17 protein-coding genes are annotated in these 16,383 nt (G+C 66.7%); 12 read left to right on the forward strand and 5 right to left on the reverse strand.

Features of this window, described 5'->3' with window-relative positions; all coding sequences use genetic code 11:
- The first annotated feature begins 65 nt into the window (after window positions 1–65).
- On the forward strand, window positions 66–1,304 hold the full coding sequence (locus ACSYGO_RS07080) for an IS256 family transposase (protein ID WP_460386166.1): 1,239 nt from the start codon (window positions 66–68) through the stop codon (window positions 1,302–1,304).
- Between the two features lie 647 nt (window positions 1,305–1,951).
- On the opposite strand, the gene ACSYGO_RS07085 is transcribed toward ACSYGO_RS07080, so the two are convergent.
- Window positions 1,952–2,734 carry a GntR family transcriptional regulator gene (locus ACSYGO_RS07085; protein ID WP_460386167.1) on the reverse strand — a complete coding sequence of 261 codons (783 nt, stop codon included), beginning with the start codon at window positions 2,732–2,734 and terminating at the stop codon, window positions 1,952–1,954.
- Between the two features lie 229 nt (window positions 2,735–2,963).
- On the opposite strand from ACSYGO_RS07085, the gene ACSYGO_RS07090 reads away from it, so the two are divergent.
- From ACSYGO_RS07090 to ACSYGO_RS07105, 4 genes are all read left to right on the forward strand, one after another.
- Window positions 2,964–3,116, forward strand: coding sequence for a hypothetical protein (locus ACSYGO_RS07090; protein WP_460386168.1), 153 nt, complete (start codon window positions 2,964–2,966; stop codon window positions 3,114–3,116).
- Between the two features lie 208 nt (window positions 3,117–3,324).
- On the forward strand, window positions 3,325–3,945 hold the full coding sequence (locus tag ACSYGO_RS07095; RefSeq protein ID WP_460386169.1) for a hypothetical protein: 621 nt from the start codon (window positions 3,325–3,327) through the stop codon (window positions 3,943–3,945).
- Entirely contained in the window at window positions 3,942–4,529 is a 588-nt protein-coding gene (locus ACSYGO_RS07100) for a hypothetical protein (protein ID WP_460386170.1), read from the forward strand. Before ACSYGO_RS07095 ends, ACSYGO_RS07100 begins: the two co-directional genes overlap by 4 nt.
- A gap of 917 nt (window positions 4,530–5,446) precedes the next feature.
- The gene (locus ACSYGO_RS07105) at window positions 5,447–5,704 is read left to right on the forward strand and encodes a hypothetical protein (protein ID WP_460386171.1); all 258 of its coding nucleotides are present in this window, start codon (window positions 5,447–5,449) and stop codon (window positions 5,702–5,704) included.
- Between the two features lie 164 nt (window positions 5,705–5,868).
- Here the strand turns inward: ACSYGO_RS07105 and ACSYGO_RS07110 are convergent, their stop codons facing one another.
- Window positions 5,869–6,087 (reverse strand): hypothetical protein, encoded by a 219-nt coding sequence (locus ACSYGO_RS07110; RefSeq protein WP_460386172.1) that lies wholly within the window; start codon window positions 6,085–6,087, stop codon window positions 5,869–5,871.
- Between the two features lie 380 nt (window positions 6,088–6,467).
- On the opposite strand from ACSYGO_RS07110, the gene ACSYGO_RS07115 reads away from it, so the two are divergent.
- The 3 genes from ACSYGO_RS07115 (at window position 6,468) to ACSYGO_RS07125 (ending at window position 8,774) form a co-directional block, all read left to right on the forward strand.
- The gene (locus ACSYGO_RS07115; RefSeq protein WP_460386173.1) at window positions 6,468–6,941 is read left to right on the forward strand and encodes a serine protease family protein; all 474 of its coding nucleotides are present in this window, start codon (window positions 6,468–6,470) and stop codon (window positions 6,939–6,941) included.
- A gap of 300 nt (window positions 6,942–7,241) precedes the next feature.
- Window positions 7,242–7,976, forward strand: a complete 735-nt coding sequence (locus ACSYGO_RS07120; protein WP_460389678.1) for a LysR family substrate-binding domain-containing protein — start codon at window positions 7,242–7,244, stop codon at window positions 7,974–7,976.
- Between the two features lie 513 nt (window positions 7,977–8,489).
- Window positions 8,490–8,774, forward strand: coding sequence for a hypothetical protein (locus ACSYGO_RS07125; protein ID WP_460386174.1), 285 nt, complete (start codon window positions 8,490–8,492; stop codon window positions 8,772–8,774).
- Window positions 8,775–8,977: 203 nt separating this feature from the next.
- Here the strand turns inward: ACSYGO_RS07125 and ACSYGO_RS07130 are convergent, their stop codons facing one another.
- The 3 genes from ACSYGO_RS07130 to ACSYGO_RS07140 all read right to left on the reverse strand — a co-directional run bounded on the left by ACSYGO_RS07130 (window position 8,978) and on the right by ACSYGO_RS07140 (window position 12,513).
- Window positions 8,978–9,817: an IclR family transcriptional regulator gene (locus tag ACSYGO_RS07130; protein ID WP_460386175.1), complete on the reverse strand. Its 840-nt coding sequence runs from the start codon at window positions 9,815–9,817 to the stop codon at window positions 8,978–8,980.
- A gap of 38 nt (window positions 9,818–9,855) precedes the next feature.
- Window positions 9,856–10,851 carry an MFS transporter gene (locus ACSYGO_RS07135; protein ID WP_460386176.1) on the reverse strand — a complete coding sequence of 332 codons (996 nt, stop codon included), beginning with the start codon at window positions 10,849–10,851 and terminating at the stop codon, window positions 9,856–9,858.
- Window positions 10,852–10,920: 69 nt separating this feature from the next.
- Window positions 10,921–12,513: a bifunctional 3-(3-hydroxy-phenyl)propionate/3-hydroxycinnamic acid hydroxylase gene (locus ACSYGO_RS07140; RefSeq protein ID WP_460386177.1), complete on the reverse strand. Its 1,593-nt coding sequence runs from the start codon at window positions 12,511–12,513 to the stop codon at window positions 10,921–10,923.
- A 262-nt stretch (window positions 12,514–12,775) separates the two neighbouring features.
- On the opposite strand from ACSYGO_RS07140, the gene ACSYGO_RS07145 reads away from it, so the two are divergent.
- The 4 genes from ACSYGO_RS07145 (at window position 12,776) to ACSYGO_RS07160 (ending at window position 16,131) form a co-directional block, all read left to right on the forward strand.
- Window positions 12,776–13,624, forward strand: coding sequence for an amidohydrolase family protein (locus ACSYGO_RS07145; RefSeq protein ID WP_460386178.1), 849 nt, complete (start codon window positions 12,776–12,778; stop codon window positions 13,622–13,624).
- A gap of 10 nt (window positions 13,625–13,634) precedes the next feature.
- On the forward strand, window positions 13,635–14,498 hold the full coding sequence (locus ACSYGO_RS07150) for a dioxygenase family protein (protein ID WP_460386179.1): 864 nt from the start codon (window positions 13,635–13,637) through the stop codon (window positions 14,496–14,498).
- Complete coding sequence (locus tag ACSYGO_RS07155) at window positions 14,495–15,565, forward strand: maleylacetate reductase (protein ID WP_460386180.1); 1,071 nt, start codon at window positions 14,495–14,497, stop codon at window positions 15,563–15,565. The genes ACSYGO_RS07150 and ACSYGO_RS07155 overlap by 4 nt, the downstream gene beginning before the upstream one ends.
- Before the next feature lie 185 nt (window positions 15,566–15,750).
- The gene (locus tag ACSYGO_RS07160; protein WP_460386181.1) at window positions 15,751–16,131 is read left to right on the forward strand and encodes an isochorismatase family protein; all 381 of its coding nucleotides are present in this window, start codon (window positions 15,751–15,753) and stop codon (window positions 16,129–16,131) included.
- Window positions 16,132–16,383 lie beyond the last annotated feature (252 nt).

The raw sequence follows: 16,383 nt of genomic DNA on the forward strand, positions 1-16,383 counted from the left end.
CCCGCATAGATGAACGGCCACCGGCTGATCTTCGAAGTGTCGAAGCCTCGAAGGAGATCAGCACGATGACCGCACCTGACAGTGTGCCCCTGCATGCCCTCGCGGAAGACAACCTCGCCGCGGCGAGTCCCGATCTGCTGCGCGCGATGGTCAAAACCTTCGCCGACGCGCTCATGTCCGCGGAGGCCGACGCCCTCTGCAACGCTGAATACGGCCAGGTCAGCGACGAACGCGTCAACCACCGCAACGGCTACCGCCCGCGCGAGTGGGACACCAGGGCCGGCACGGTCGAACTGGCCATCCCCAAGCTGCGCCAGGGCAGTTACTTCCCGCACTGGCTCCTCGAACGGCGCCGGCGGGCCGAGCAGGCCCTGATTTCGGTGGTCGCCACCGCCTACCTGCTCGGTGTCAGCACGCGCCGGGTCGAGAAGCTCGCCGAGTCCCTCGGCGTCACCCAATTGTCGAAGTCCCAGGTCAGTGCGATGGCCAAGCACCTGGACGAGCAAGTCGCCGCATTCCGCAACCGGCCCCTGGACCAGGGCCCTTACGCGTTCGTCTGGGTCGATGCCCTGACCCAGAAGGTCCGCGAGGGCGGCCGGATCATCAACGTCCACGCGCTGATCGCGGTCGGTGTCAACGTCGACGGACATCGCGAGATCCTGGGCATCGACGTCGCCACCTGCGAGGACGGCGCCGGCTGGCTCGCCTTCCTGCGCTCCCTGATCGCCCGCGGCCTGAGCGGGGTTCAGTTGGTCGTCTCCGACGCGCACACCGGCCTGGTGAACGCGATCGGTGCGGTCCTGCCCGGCTCTTCCTGGCAGCGCTGTCGAACCCACTACGCCCGAAATTTGCTGAGCCAGGTTCCGAAGTCGGCCCAGCCCTGGGTGGCCACGCTGCTGCGGACCATCTTCGAACAGCCCGACAGTGACGCCGTGAAGGCCCAGATGCGGCACGTTCTGGACGCACTGGAGGCCAAGTTCCCCAAGGCCGCAGCCCACTTGGACGCTGCCCAGCACGAGCTGCTGGCGTTCACCGCATTCCCGCGCGAGATCTGGCGGCAGATCTGGTCGAACAATCCGCAGGAGCGGCTGAACAAGGAAATCCGGCGTCGCACCGACGTGGTCGGCATCTTCCCCGACCGCACCGCCCTGATCCGCCTGGTCGGCGCGGTCCTGGCCGAGCAGAACGACGAGTGGACCGAGGCCCGTCGCTACATGGGACTCGACCTGCTGGCCAAGGCCCGCCTCCACCCGATCGAGTCAGAAATCGACGAGACCGCTCTGCCCACCGAACTCACCGCATAGCCTCAAAACGAGATCACCTAGTGGCCGTCGATACACCACTCCAGCGGACGTGACCGCCTGTGGTCGGGGCTCGTGGTCGGCTACACCACAACTGTTGCGCACCACCGCTGTGGGCACCGCACAGCCGTCTGCCATACCCGTGCGCTCAGTGGCCGAGGGCCCGGCGAACGGGCGGTGAGGCGGGCCAGCGGCGTGGTTGGGCGTGCAGTCGGGCCGACCACAGGCTTCGTGTCTCGTGACCATGGTCGGCGTCTCGTGGTCCGGGGTCGACCGACAGGAACGACTCCAGCCGATCCCACTCCGCATTCGTCAGATCCCCACGACCCATGCAGCCAGCCTGACCCCAACACCCCGCCCACGTCGATGGATCCGAGAAACAGCGCGTAGAGGGACCATCCTGGGCAACCTGGTGGGTGCTGACGACACCCTCGAGGGTGGCCCCGCCACGAACGAACTCACCCGTCTGACGAGTGTGGCAACGCGAGCATGGACCCACGCCAGTTGCCTCATGCCCACGCGGTCCTGTCCATGGCATTTCGCCAATTGGGTCGTAGCGCTAGCAAGGGTGTCCTTCTACGCAGGGAGCCTGCGGAGAGGCGGTGCCGGTGTCGTTCGGGGCTCTGCAGGTATCAGGCCGGCAGCACCCATCAAGTCGTCTGTTCACGGTCGGCTCGCTCGATGGCGAACTCGTAGGCGACCTCCCAAAGGGTTTCTGGAATGACGATGTCGGCCGTTTCAACTGCTCGGCCGTGTCCGTCGTAGTAGGTCCGCTCGATGACCAGGACCATGTCTCCGAGACTGATCCCGAGCAGATTGGCCTGCTCCTGGGTCGCCCGTGCGGGCCGGGGAACTTCCACGGTGTGAGAAACATCGACGCCGATCGAACGCATGCGCTCGACAACGCCTGCGCCGGCAAGCGGTCCCATCTCGGGCAGGAGGATGGGTGAGCCTCCTGTGATGGACATCGGTTCCCAGCTGACTGACAGCTGAGCGGGTCGGCTGTCCGACAAGAACTCGTACGCTGTACGAACACACGGATCTCCGGGGTCGAGTCCCAGGCGCTGCGCGATGTTGTCGGGTGCGGGCACCCGGGCTTCGGAGTGTGCTTCCCAACTGCCGGCGCGGCCGAGTTCGGCCATGTCGGCGCGGAACGGGCTGCCGCCGCGGTGCTCCCGGTGCCGGCTTCGGATCATGCGGCGTCGTTCCCTGGGCTTGGAGACGTATGTACCGGATCCGGCACGTCCTTCCAAGCGCCCCTCGACGATCAGGCGCTCTTGGGCCTTCTGCAGCACATTGGTGCCCACTCCATAGTGCTTAGCAAGCTGAGCGCGTGAGGGCAGTCGGTCCCCGACGGCCCATTCCTGGTTGTCGAGCCGGCGGCGCAGGTCGTTGGCGACCACCTCATGTTGGGGCGGCACGTCAAGGCCCATGCGAGGACTCCGTACTGGTCGGTGACGCATAGAAGGCCATAGGTGACCTTCCGGGGTTGACAATCTAATGCATCAGGTTCAAGCTAATGCATTAGAACTTCGTTGCATAATCAGCGCACAGGGGAGATCCGTGAGCTCGCCAACCACCAGGGCCACCGAGATCGCCTCCTTGCTCACCACACTGCTCGGGACCGCACCGAGCACAGACGAGTGTGACCGACGAGTCCGCATGGAAGCGGTGGTACCGACATCCCTGAGCGAGACGGCGCAGCTCGAACTACTCGCCTTTCTCCTCAAGACCGCCGACCACTTCGGCCACAGGCTCCAGAAGGACGGAACATCGGTCATCTGGGTCGAAGTCGAGCACCGCAACGAGCTGTGACGCTGCCGAAACGAGCCTAGGAACCCAAAGACGACCCACGAAACAACTACCTCAACCAGACGCCAGCCGTCGCACATGCGGTCCAGCCTCGCCAGTGGCGACTGCACCTCGCAAGGGGGCTGGAGCAGCGCCAACTTGAAGCAGCCCCCACGACCACCCGCGTCGTCCATGCCGCGCAATGAGTCGACACAGGAACCAGGGAGTCCCCGTGAACCCCACAGCAAAGCACAAGGCCCTTCTCTCCGAAGGCACCCCCGAAGAGCTCTTAGGTGACGGGCAGCCGGTGAGTACAGGGATGGTCGTCCTACCTCAACAGGATGAGCAGGGCGAGGAACTGCCCTATCCAGGCACCATGCCGCACTTGGCCTCGCAACAGGATGATGAGCCTCGGTACACATGGGGTACCAGGCTCACAGCAAGCCCGAATGCGGGCCCCAACGCCCGACTGCGGGTACGTACTCGACTCACCGTGGCCCACTGGTTCGGAAGCGTCGATGCAGCGGCCCAGGTCGCCGACAAGCTCGTAGACAACGCAATCCGCCACGCTGACCCGTTCGGCCCGGACAAGGGCTTTGTCGAACTCCGGTTGACAGTGTTCCCTCCGGGAGAGCTGCTCATCGAGGTCGACGACGCACTGCCTCTCTTCCCGGGCTTCGAAGCGGTCGCGACCCAGTCCAGCGAGCCCACAGGGGTGCCCAAGGAACTGTGGTGGGTGCGCCGCTACCGGGGCACCCTGTCATGGAGTACAAAGGCGGACGACGTGACCGGCGATGTCATCGGGAAGACCGTCCGGGCCGTCCTTCCTACAGCCTGGGCAGCGTCGTCGTGACGCGCACACCGCTTCCCCAGCGCGTGGCGACAACAGGCCTGATGGGGCCTGCGGCCGACGTGGAGTTCACGGTGCGCGGCCAAGGGATCGCGAAGGCCGACGTCGCCCCCGATATGCATGACCTGGCCGCACGCATGCGGAACCTGATGGCTCTCCAGCAGGGTCGTATCCTCCAGCTACCGCTGGGCGGCCGCTTCTTCGACATTGTCATCACCGCTGCCGGCCCCGAGGCCTACGCCGTCGTCGACCTCATGGACGAAGTCCAGCACACCAGAGGCGAGCGACCCGACGCCTGCGGCCCGGTGATCGAAGACCCCGAACGGAACTGGCTCATCTGGCTTGTGCCGCCAGGGACCAGCGACAACTGGGAGCCGCACCGCTACGGAACCTGCCTGGGCCGGCCCTACGAACTCGCCGTGCCACCCATCACGCAGACGGAACCTCCGGGGCCGTACTGGTATCGCCCGTGCCGCAGCGACCGACTGGTTCCACCCAGCCCTCTGCGCGACTTCCTCAACCGCTTCCGGCCGGGTCCCATCCCCCACGAAGAGCTCCTCGGGGCCATCCTCAGCACCATCTCCTGAACTCCGCGTGCGGCGAGGGCTTCTCCCCTCGGATCATCCATCGCATGCACTCCAACTCCCTGCTGCCGAACATCTAACCGGCACATCTCGGCTACAGGTGCTAGATCGCGAGGAATCAAGCGGTGCCCTCAAACATCGGACGCCAAATGCTCTCCTCCAATACACCGCCCGGCCACACACACGGTGAGAGGTGCTCCACAGGAAGTACCAGCGGGAGATCACTGACCACGCCGCCTATCACGGCTGACCGGTCCGCGTCGCCCCCTACGTATCGGCTGCGCCTACTGCCTCGCGGCAGACGGACCTGGAGCCGATCGAGCAAGTCCGTACGTGCCCGCCCAAGCCATGACAGGCAATCGCTGTCAGACCGTCGGAGGTCTGCACGCCGCATGGCCGGGTCCACCAACGAACAAGCGCCTCGGCGCTGTCACATGCCTGAAGGAGACGGCCTGATGCTGGGTCCTCTACTGCCATACAGTCCGCCCGTGCCGTTGAGGACGGCGGAATGCCCCCTGCCAACCGCCTCCGGATCGGCCACGGCCCCCTACGTCGTCCAGCGCGAAGGGGAGGATCCCGCCCCTGACAACTTGATCATTCTGGAGCATGCGCCCGGCCGGTACCGGCTGTACTACCAGGACGAGGACCCTCGAGACCGCGATCTGCGCGGGGTTCTGTACGCACGGTGCGAATGGAACCCGGTCGATGAACACAGAATGCCGACCGGGGAACCCCAGTGGGGATTCATGCACCCGCACCGCCAGATGATGACAATGCAGGCCCTGCGGTGCCAGGTGTGCACAAGGCCCGCACGCACACGGCTGGGCTTCATCTTCCTTGCAGGGCCCCACGATGAGGACCCCGCCCAGACGGAGATCCTGACGAACCAGCCGCCGGTGTGCGCACGGCACGTACGCACGGTGGCAGCGCTCTGCCCGCACATGGAGCAGCAGCCCATGGTGTTCCTCGCACCCAGTGCCCCGCTGTACGGCGTGAGCGGCGTCCTCTACGGCATCGGCGCCTCGGGCGTGGAAGTCGTTGCACGGCCCGATCACGCCCTGCCCTACGGCCACTCGAACCTGCCCACGTTCCTCGCCTCGCAGATGGTCCGGCGCCTCAAGAGCTTCCGCGTCCTCGACGTCGACGAGCTGCTCGTGGAACTCGGCCCGCCCGCCTAGCCCCGCCCGAGGGCCGGATACCTGTCCTGTCCGCCTGTCCTCAAGCCCCGTCGTGCAGCGGTGCTCCCCCGAGCCGCTGCACGACGGACGCTGCCGCTCGTCCAGATGCGCGAACAACACCCCAAACTTCACGGCGAGTTGACCACGGACCTCATCGGAGACGCTTATATCACAACAACGAGCCGCATCACGGGAAGCAACACGTTGATTCTCTGCGAGCCCTTAGCCGTGCTCTTCTTCGGCATCTCGTTCACGGTGACGTCCTTGCCGCGGGCTTCACGGGCCTTGGCGACCGACTCCTGGAGAGCGGCCATGAGATCCACAACCTGCCCGGTTGGCACTTCTTCTGCGGGTACTTCGGGTGGTGCCTTGCCTTCCCGCATCGCGCCGATGAGCCTGGTTGGGTCCTCAGGGCCCAACCGGGCCTGGAAAAGCTGAGACTGAGGGAGTGTCAGGAGGAAGGAGGAAGGATGTGGGCACCCACACACCCCTACGCCCCTCCGGGGCTTAACACACCGCCAGACGGCCACCGGCAACGCGAGGCCGACCGGCCAAGCGCGCCCCTCTCCCAGACCCGACCATCCCCGAACCCTCCGCAGCCACCCACACACCACAACAGGGCCAGGAGCAGCGACAGGAGAGGGGAAGCCAGACCAGAGCACCCTCAAAGCCCACAACCACCAGGCACCACGAGCAACCCTACGGACTTGCTCATCAATAGGAAAGCAGTGCGACCGCGTTAACGATCTGGTATGCCTGGGCGATGGCTATGGAGAAGAGCAGGCTCGTCGAGATCGGGTCCCAGGGAGCGCCGGCGGGAACGGGGTATCTGATCGGCGGCAAACTCGCTCTCACAACGGCGCACGTGTTGAGGGTAGTTGCCGACACCGATGTTGCGCTTCGTAGAGCCGACTCGGGCGAATGGGTTAAATGCAGGGTCGTGTGGCGGGATGACGAGTTGGACGCTGCTCTACTCGAGCAAGAGAAGTGGAACTTCTCCAAAATAGTCAAATGGGGCACACTTGTCGGATCTCAACAAGTTAATTACACCCTGACAGGATTTCCGGCATACGCTCAACGGGGAAGCGGGCGGGCGGAGATCGAACAATTGACTGGGCAAATCAACCCCCTGTCCGGGTCAATTTCGTCCGGCTGGTTGATGCCGGTGATTTTCCGCGGAACAACAGGGCTCTGGCGGGAATTTCAGGCGCACCCGTCTTCGTCGGGGACTACCTGATCGGTATCGTCAGGGGGTACACGTCCGAGTCCGGTCGCGTGTTCGCGCTGCGCACCGAGCAATTGGGCACATCGGACGCTTTCCTGAGTGCCTTCCAGAATAGGACTGGTGCGACCTTCGCCCCAGAACCGGTCGAGCTGGCGGAGCTTCTGGAGCCTCCCTTTCCTCGGCATGACACCGTCTCAGTGGAGTCGGTGCTCGAGGCGTCGTCGATGACCGTCCCGTTCGAGGGACGCCGCGACGAATTCGCCCGGCTCACAGAGTGGTGCACAGGTCCCGGGCCAGCCATCTGCGTTTGCACTGCGGCAGCAGGTTTCGGCAAGTCTCGTATCTCGTTCGAGTTGGCCAAGACCATGGCTCAACGAGGAAGCCGCCGCCCGGCAGGCCGCCACCGGGCGCGGCGGGCGATTGAACCTGGGCGCCGTCGCCTCGGCCTTCTCCTGGCCCCTGCCGCTCGTGCTGGAGCGGTTCCACGAGGCCCTGCCGGACGTCGAGATCCGCACACAGGAGATCGACACCCACGAAGCCGCGGCAGGCCTCCTCGACCGCTCGCTCGACTGGGCGATCGTGCGCCAGACCGCTCCGGTGCGCGGCACCACGGCTACTTCGCTCTTCGCCGACCGGTTCGTCGCGGCTCTGCCCCTCAACCACCCAGCCGTCGATGCCACCGGCCCGCTAGACCTGGCCGACCTCGCGGGCGACCCATGGGTATGGCTGCACCGCCACATCTCGCCGGACTACCACGATGCCATGGCGACCATGTGCCGGACCGCCAGCTTCAGCCCTGCCCCGGCCCACTGGGCACGGTCGGTGACCTCGCAGATCGCCATGGTCGAGTGCGGGCTCGGCGTCACCATCGTGCCCACCGCGGCATCCGCGCCACGCCCTGCCGTCCGTTTCAGACCGCTCCGTCACGCGACGGCAACCATCAACCTCACCGCCATGACGAGATCCGAGCCCGGCACGCTGGCCGAACGTCTCACGGCCATAGCGACGCAACTGACCACGGCGCAGGCATCACCGCCGTACGGCTGACTCCGGAGGGCGGGCGTGCTGGCCCCGTACCTGTGTCGATCCAGAACAGGCCGCCGAGGTCGAGGCGTCGGCGGGTGCGGGTGACGGCCATGTAGGCAAGACGTGCTTCGCTGTCGTTGATCGGCCCGGGTGCCGTGCGCTTTGGAGGGTGCGGCAGGGCGCTCGTCGCGCGGGGCGGGGTGAAGTCGTCGGCGAGCCCGGCCCTGCCTCGCAGGCCCGGCGGCACCGCGGTGCAAGGGTCCGACGAGTCATGTCCTCGGCGTAGCCTGGGCTCCCGAGGAGCGCACTACGCGTGCGCAACCACCTGCAGGCTGGGCATGTCCCGAACAGAAATTCCGCGGTAGCCAGTGCGGATGAGGCGTACCGGCCACCCATGCCCCTCGCACCCGTAAAGCGGCTGCCGACGACCCTCTTCATGAGCGGTTCGCGGCCGTCGCCTCGCTCGGGTCACCGTATGCAGTCCTGGCCGGGCAACTGGAAGGCTCGCAGTGGGACCACTGGAAGGTGGCCGCCGTGGCAGACGCCGGCCTGCGCCTGCTGTGCCCGCCCGAGACCCAGCACATGGCCCGCACCGGCCAGCACTCCGGATGGAGCCGCCCCTACGACCGCCCCGGAAACACCACGGCGGGACGCGAACGGAAGGGCGGTCAGGTCTACGACGCCTCCACCACGTCGTCCTGCACCTGCGGCCGGAGCGCGACCTCCCCGACGCAACCCGGCGCCCGGGCCCTGGCCGAACAGCACCGCCGCGACGCCACCAGCAGCAACACCGAGCCCACGCAGCCGCCCCGCGCCTAGCTGCGCCTGCTCAGTGCCGGTCGCGCCCCGCACATGCTCACCGCCCCGTGGCGTGCACCGGGGCGCTCCTGCCCTGTCTTCGCACCGCCCGAGGAGAGCCCCGTCATGACTCCGTGGAGCCTCATCAGCCCGGACGAGCAGCGCATGGTCGTACAGGTGCGGGTCCGGCGGCAGGACTGACGCGGAATGCGGGCTGGGCGTTGTCAGTATCCGCGCCGTCGGCTCGTGGCACCGACCTGGAGATCGGCGCTGCCGAGGTCTGCTTCGATGGCCGCAGTGGTGTTGAGCAGTTCGGTGATCACCGAGGTGAGGGTGGCCTCGTCGGCGAGCCTGGCGGGGAGGGCCACTGCGACGGCAAGTGGCAGGGACTCAACCGGAGCACGGACAGGGGCTGCCACGGAGGTGACTCCCGGAATGACACCGCCACTGGTGATGGCGACACCGCCGTCGAGGACCTCCGCGCGGATCCGGTCGATCTCCTGCTCCGTGGGCGCACTCGCGTCCTGGTCCGCAAGCTGGGTCTCCAGCACGGGTTCCGTGATCGTGGCCGGGAGGTGAGCGAGGTACACCTGTCCTACCGACGAGGTCAAGAGCGGCATCGTGGCACCGATACGAACGGTGATGGGCAGCGCAAAGGCTCCGTAGTCCCAGCGGACGATCACCGGGCCATGATCGCCCCACACTGCAAGATTGACAGCATGCGACGTACGGTCGCGCAGACCAGGCAGGTGCTCGGAGGCCAGACCGACCTCATCCATCCGGCGCAGGGACTCTATTCCCAACCGCCGCATAGCCGGTCCCAGGTCGTAGAGTCCGGATCGCTGGGACTGTGTGACCAGTCCGACACGGACAAGGCTCACCAGGTAGCGGTGGGCCTTGCTCGGTCCCATGTCGGCGGCCGCTGCGATCTGGGTCAGGGTCATCGGGCCCAGCCCTGCTTCGATCGCCTGAAGCACCCTCACGGCCAGTTCCACCGACTGGATTCCCTGGCGAGCCGCAGAGGTATCCCGTTCTCCCGCCGCCTCCTGATCATTGCCGCTCACGGCCGGAAGTATACGGGGACGCACGTCACCGCCTTCGGTCACCTACAGGGTTCGGCCACCCCGGCCAGCCCGGGCTGTGCGACAGCAGCGGGGGTCCGGGCCGGGCGGATCAGGGGGACGAGGGCGGCCAGCACTGCGCCGACGACGCCCGGGATGGCGAACAGGTAGAAGTTCCACCGCACGTCGAGCGACGAGGACAGGATCGCGCCCCCATGCTCGGTCCGGCTATTGCGCCGAGCCGCTCCACCGACAGAGCCCGTCCGATCGCGGGGCCCCGCAGGTGATCGGGATAGCGCGTGACGATGAAGGCATTGGTCAGAACCTGTGAGCCGATGAACCCGAGGCCGCTGACAAACATCGCCTGCGACCGCGACTCCGGGCGCGAACAGCGCCCGCAGCCCGGCTCGTCCCTCCTTGGACGCGCCAGTGGCGTGCGTGGGAGTCACCGGGCTCTCCGGCAGGAGCCTCGCGGCCAGGGGCAGGAGTACGACCGCGGGAACTGAGCCGATGACGTAGATCCACCGCCAGGATGTTTCCGGCAGCAGCGCCGCTGCCAGCAGCGGGGCGAGCAGGGCACCGACGGCATAGCCGGCCATCATGATGCCGACGTTGCGACTGCGCCGCTCGGCTGCCGGCAGGTCGGCGACGTAGGTGGTCATTGTCGGCAGGACGATGCCAAGGCCGATGCCGACGATGAGCCGGACTCCGCCGAAGACAACGAAGGGACTGGCTACGGCGCAGCCGAGCGTGCCGAAGGAGAACAGGGCTGCACTGCCGAGGAGCAGTCGCTGGCTGCCGACGCGGCGGATGAGGACGGCCGCGAATGCGGCGCCGATGAGCATGCCGACGGCAAGGAGCGAGCCGACGGCGCCGGCCGAGGCCTTGTCGGCGCCCATCCTGGTGTCCTTCAGCAGGGAGGGAATGGTCGTCCCGTAGGAGGAGAGGTCATAGCCCTCGAGGCCGACGAAGACGGCGGCCAGGGCGAGCACGCGTCGGCTGGCCCTCGCGGCTGGTGGAGCGGTTTTTGTTTCCATGGTGGTTCCTGCCTTGGGGAGAGGGGGATGCGGCGAGGAAGGATGAGCAGCGGAGGGCGGGGAGAGCGGTCAGTCGCCGACCGGAGCCAGGACGGTTTGGTCGTGGCTGAGGGAGTCGGCAGGTGTTCCGAGGTTTTCGAGGAGTTCGGAAATGAGCTGAGTGGTGGCCGGTGCATCGCCTGCTGTTCCGTACACATAGAAGTCCGGGCGGACCACGACCGCCCGGCTGTTGAGTTCTGCCAACCAGCGGGCATAGGTGCCCTCGGTGTCGTTGACGGCGGCAACGGGAGCCGGCCGGTCAGCCAGGTCGCCCCAGGTGACCACCCGTACACCGGCGTGCTCGAGACTCCTCGGCAGGGAGGAGGGCAGGGCGTTCAGGAGCTCGGGGTGGATCAGGCAGCAGAATCCGGTCCCGACCACTTGGTCCAGCCGGTCGCGCCGGGCACCGTCGTCCACGATCCCCTGCACCGACAACTCGCCGCGTCCGGGACCGGAGGACTTGGCCAGGAAGCCGTCGTGCAATCCAGGGAAGTGGATGCTCTCCGGCACCTGGGCCGATTCACGCCGGTCCAGCAGTTCACGGTCTCGTGCGGCGGCGAGCTCGGGGTCCCGGATGGTCTGCATGCGGCCGAGCTCGATGCCTTTTTCGATGACGGCCCGGGCATGGGGTTCCCGCTCGAGCTGGTAGGTGTCCAGGATGTCCGGCCCTATGGCGCCGGACAGCACGAGATTCAGTTTGAACGCGATGTTCTGCGCGTCCCTGATTCCTGAGCACATGCCCTGGCCGAGGAAGGGTGGCATTTGGTGGGCGGCGTCGCCGGCAAGGAGGACGCGGCCGATGCGCCAGTGCTCGGCCACCAGGGAGCGGAAGGTGTAGGTGGCGACCCGGATGAGATCGGCGTCCTCACGGCCCAGCCAGTTCGCCACCCTGGCCCACACGCGCTCTGGGGCGCGCTCAGTCTCGAAGACGTCGGCCGAGTCGAGCATGAAGCTGAAGCGGTGGTGCGAGGGGCCCAAAGAGATGATCGACGTGGGCTGGCGAGGATCACCGACCTGCAGGGCGGGTGGTACGGAGACCTGGTCCCGGAACCGGAAGTCGCACACCATCCAGGGCTCGGAGAAGCCATAGTCCTCCTGATCCACGCCGAGCGCCTGCCGGACGAAGCTGTTCCCCCCATCGCACGCGACGACGTAACGCGCACGGACCGTCTGCGGCCCGTCCTGGCCTTGGACTGTCAGGGTCACGCGGTCCGCCGACTGCTCGATCGCCGTCACGGGACTCGCATGCCGCACTTCCACACGTGACGCCGCACGGCAGACGCCGGCGAGGGCAATTTCGAGTTCCGGCTGATACATCATGTACCACTCAGCCCAGCCGCTGCGGCCCGTCTCGGCGAAGTCATGCTCGATGAGCAAGTCCCCGGCGCCGTTGCGCCACTCGTAGTTGCGCTGCACGCGGATCTTCGGCAGGAGGGCCTGCGCGATACCGAGTGAGGCGAAGGTGCGCATCGTCTCGTCGTCGAAGATGGCCGCTCGCGGCAGGTTGTACAGGTCGGCGTAGCGCTCCAGCACGAGCACCCGGTGGCCGGCCCGTCCCAGCAGGGCAGCGGTCACCATCCCCACAGGTCCGTAGCCGACAACGGCCACGTCGAATCCCTCCACCGTGCTCTTGTCAGCTACGCGGCTCATTGCACTCATGTCGACTCCTTGAGATCCGGCCACTCCCTTGTGACGCGACCGTTGACACAGCAGGAAGGTAGGTTTCACTATTCGTGAAGTCAATGCATAGTGCTGAATAATTGGGAGGACTCAAATGCGGACGATCGGTCTCGAAGAACACTTCGTCACTCCCGAGCTCGCGGCCTACGGCGCTGGGACGGCGGCGATTGCCCAGCCACACGTATGGCAGGAGGCGTCACGCCGAATGCTGGACCTGACCGGCGAACGGCTCGAAGTCATGGACGCTGCGGGCCTGGATGTACAGGTGCTCTCCCTGAACTCGCCCGGCATCCAGGCCGAGCCCGACTCGGCTGTGGCCGTCGTACGCGCGGCAGCGGTGAATGACCTGCTGGCCGAGACAATCGCGGCCCATCCCACCCGCTTCGCGGGATTCGCCACGCTGCCGCTCCAGGACCCGCAGGCCGCGGCCAAGGAACTCGAGCGGTCGGTGAACCAGTTGGGCCTGCGCGGGGCACTGGTCAATGCGCATACCCACGGCCGCTACCTCGACGACCCCGAGCTGCGGGTGGTGTGGGAGTACGCCCAGGGGCTCGACGTCCCGCTCTACCTGCACCCGGCCAACGGAGTCGACTCGGCACACGTGCTGTCCGACCACCCTGAGCTGGTCGGCCCGATGTGGAGTTGGGGAACCGACACCGCTTCGCACGCCCTTCGTCTCATCTTCGGCGGCGTCTTCGACGACTTCCCCGAAGCAAAGCTGCTGCTCGGCCACATGGGCGAGGGACTGCCCTATGCGCTGTGGCGGCTCGACTCACGGTGGAACTTCCACAACCACCACGGCATCGAACTGGCCCGCGAAAACCCCTCGGCGTATCTGCGGCACAACCTCTACATCACCACCAGCGGAGTGTGCTCCGCTCCCCCGCTGCAGTGCGCCATCTCCGCGCTCGGCGTCGACCACGTGCTGTTCGGCACCGACTACCCGTTCGAGGACGTGGCCATGGCCACCGATTTCCTCGCAGCCGCGCCGATCAGCCAGGACGAGCGCAAGGCGATCGCCCACGGCAACGCCGAGCGCCTCCTCAAGCTGTAGGGACTCGACGATGGATTTCACCGAGCACACCGCAACCGCCGCGGTTGTCGACAGTTTCACCGCCACGCCGGATGCACGACTGCGCGAGCTCCTTCAGCGCCTGATCCCCCACCTGCACGACTACATGCGGGAAGTCCGTCTCACCCTGCCCGAGTGGGAGGCCCTGATCGATTTCCTCACCCGCACGGGACAGATGTGTGATGACGAACGTCAGGAATTCATCCTGCTCTCCGACGTCCTGGGCATCTCCATGCTGGTCGAGACGATCAATGGACAGCAGGACGGCACGGAAAGCACCGTCCTGGGCCCCTTCCACGTCGGGGACTCGCCAGAACGGCAACTGGGCGACAACATCAACCTGCTGCGTAAGGGCGCACCCTGCGTGGTCACCGGGCAGGTCACGACTCCCTCCGGTACGCCGCTGCCGGGCGCAACGGTCGACATCTGGCAGTGCACGGAGGACGGCTTCTACGACGTCCAGCAGCCGGAGATCCAGCCACCGGGCAACGGGCGGGGACTCTTCCGCACGGACGGGGAGGGCCGCTTCTGGTTCCGCACCGTCGTACCGAGCCACTACCCCATCCCGACAGACGGCCCGGTGGGGGCCTTGCTTCGGGCGACCGGGCGCCATCCCTACCGCCCCGCGCACATCCATGTGATCGCCTCCGCGCCGGGGCACCGGACCCTGACAACCCACCTGTTCGTCGAGGACAGCCCGTACCTCGAATCCGATGCCGTGTTCGCTGTCAAAAAGAGCCTCGTGACCCCCTTCTCCGACGTCGCAGACATGGATCTGGCCCGCCGGTACGGGGTCGTGTCTCCGTTCAGACGGGCAGCTTTTCATCTGACTCTGGAAGCGGAGCCGATGTCATGACCTGGCAAGAGTTTTCCTACGAGGCCCTGCCTGGGCGGGTGGTCTTCGGAGCCGGGCGCTCGGCACAGGTGGCTGAGGAACTCGACCGGCTCGGGGTGCGCCGGGCTTTGGTCCTGTGCACCCCCGGACAGCATGAGACGGCGCTGGCCGTGGCCCAAGGCCTGGGAAAGCGAACGGCCGGAATCTTCGCCGACGCGCGCATGCACGTACCGGTCGCCACGGTGACGGCGGCGAGCACCGCCGCCCGCGAGGCCGGCGCTGATACATACGTAGCGGTCGGCGGTGGTTCAACCATCGGCCTGGGCAAGGGACTGGCCCTGCGGCATGGACTCCCCGTCGTCGCCGTACCCACGACCTACGCAGGATCGGAGATGACGCCTATATGGGGACTGACAGAGGACGGCGTCAAGCGGACCGGCCGTGACCGCGCGGTACTGCCCCGCACCGTGATCTACGACCCCGAACTCACCTCGACGCTGCCGGCCGGACTCGCAGTGACAAGCGGGCTCAACGCCCTCGCCCATGCGGTTGAGGGCCTGTACGCACCCGATGCCTCCCCCATCACCTCGTTGATGGCCGAGGAGGGAGCACGCGCTCTGACGGAAGCCCTACCCAGTCTCGTCGCAGGGGCGGACGTGCCGTCCGCCCGTGCTGCGGCGCTCTACGGTGCATGGCTTTGTGGCACGGTGCTGGGGGCGACCACCATGTCGTTGCATCACAAGCTCTGTCATGTGCTGGGAGGCTCGTTCGACCTCCCGCATGCCGAGGTCCACTCGGTGATACTTCCGTACGTCCTCTCATTCAATGCCCCCGCGGCACCAGCCATGGCAGCGGCCATGGGACGGGTCCTCAAGGCACCCGAGAACCCGGGAGCAGCACTCTGGCAGCTGGCGCGCGACCTGGGCGCGCCAGCCTCGATCGCCGAGATCGGCATGCCTGAGCACGGGCTGGTCGAGGTCCGGCGTCAGGTCGTCACCGCTCCGTACGCGAATCCCCGGTCCGTCACGGCTGATGACGTGGACTGCATTCTGCGTGCCGCCTACGAAGGATCGCCGCCCCATTCCTGATCCGCGGGCAGGGCAGGCGACAGGCTCGGCTGATGCGTGGGTCGCGAGGAGCCGCCATCAACAGCGCTTCACACAGAGCGCGACTTGCGATGCAGGCGGCCGCGCCGCCGCCTGCCCTGCTCGTCCGGTGATTGGCACTCACACGAAGTCGGCGGCCATGCCGCCGGAACATCGGGAGTACACGCATGTCACCCGTCAATTCACCGGCGCGCGTCCAGGGCACGGACGCCGATAGCCAGCCCCAGGCGACCGGCCGCGACCAGCTGATCGTTGCGGACATCAGCACTGACGTGTGCGTCTCCTTCGCAGCCATTTCAGTCGTGGCCGCCGGCTACAAGGTGCACGCCGTCCTGGACGCCTCCGGCACGTGGAACCAGCTAGCCACCAAGGCCGCCGCCGCGCGGATGGAACAGGTCGGGGTAACACTCAGCAACACGGTTGCCGTTGCCGCCGAGCTCCAGCGCGACTGGCGCGAGGAGGGTGGCCAAGAGCTCGCGGAGCTGTTCGCAGATCATGCGATTCCGTTCTATGGATCGCTGATTCCGTACGTCGTGCCCGCACCGTAGGTGGTGGCATGCGGTTAGGTCGGGTAGGGCGTTGACTCTTCCCGGCCTGGCCGACAAGAAGGACGAAAAGGAGGGGCATGGAAGGGAGTGCAGATGGCGCGGCACCGTCGGCCGCCGAGGACTGGGAACGGGCGAAGCTGCTCTTCGGTGCCCGTGGCTACATCGCCGCCGCCCGCATCCTGAGTGGCCTCGTTGCGGATCACCCTTAACAGAACGGCTCTCGGTTGTTGCTCGCCCGCGCCTACACTCGGC

It is taken from the genome of Streptomyces krungchingensis (assembly GCF_054729265.1).

Excerpts from the sequence above, each read along its gene's own strand:
- ACSYGO_RS07080 (WP_460386166.1), top strand. The coding sequence starts at position 66 with ATGACCGCACCTGACAGTGTGCCCCTGCATGCCCTCGCGGAAGACAAC.
- ACSYGO_RS07090 (WP_460386168.1), top strand. The coding sequence starts at position 2,964 with ATGGAAGCGGTGGTACCGACATCCCTGAGCGAGACGGCGCAGCTCGAA.
- ACSYGO_RS07110 (WP_460386172.1), bottom strand. The coding sequence starts at position 6,087 with ATGCGGGAAGGCAAGGCACCACCCGAAGTACCCGCAGAAGAAGTGCCA.
- ACSYGO_RS07155 (WP_460386180.1), top strand. The coding sequence starts at position 14,495 with ATGACCTGGCAAGAGTTTTCCTACGAGGCCCTGCCTGGGCGGGTGGTC.
- ACSYGO_RS07145 (WP_460386178.1), top strand. The coding sequence starts at position 12,776 with ATGCTGGACCTGACCGGCGAACGGCTCGAAGTCATGGACGCTGCGGGC.
- ACSYGO_RS07085 (WP_460386167.1), bottom strand. The coding sequence starts at position 2,734 with ATGGGCCTTGACGTGCCGCCCCAACATGAGGTGGTCGCCAACGACCTG.
- ACSYGO_RS07135 (WP_460386176.1), bottom strand. The coding sequence starts at position 10,851 with ATGGAAACAAAAACCGCTCCACCAGCCGCGAGGGCCAGCCGACGCGTG.
- ACSYGO_RS07150 (WP_460386179.1), top strand. The coding sequence starts at position 13,635 with ATGGATTTCACCGAGCACACCGCAACCGCCGCGGTTGTCGACAGTTTC.
- ACSYGO_RS07160 (WP_460386181.1), top strand. The coding sequence starts at position 15,751 with ATGTCACCCGTCAATTCACCGGCGCGCGTCCAGGGCACGGACGCCGAT.
- ACSYGO_RS07115 (WP_460386173.1), top strand. The coding sequence starts at position 6,468 with ATGGCTATGGAGAAGAGCAGGCTCGTCGAGATCGGGTCCCAGGGAGCG.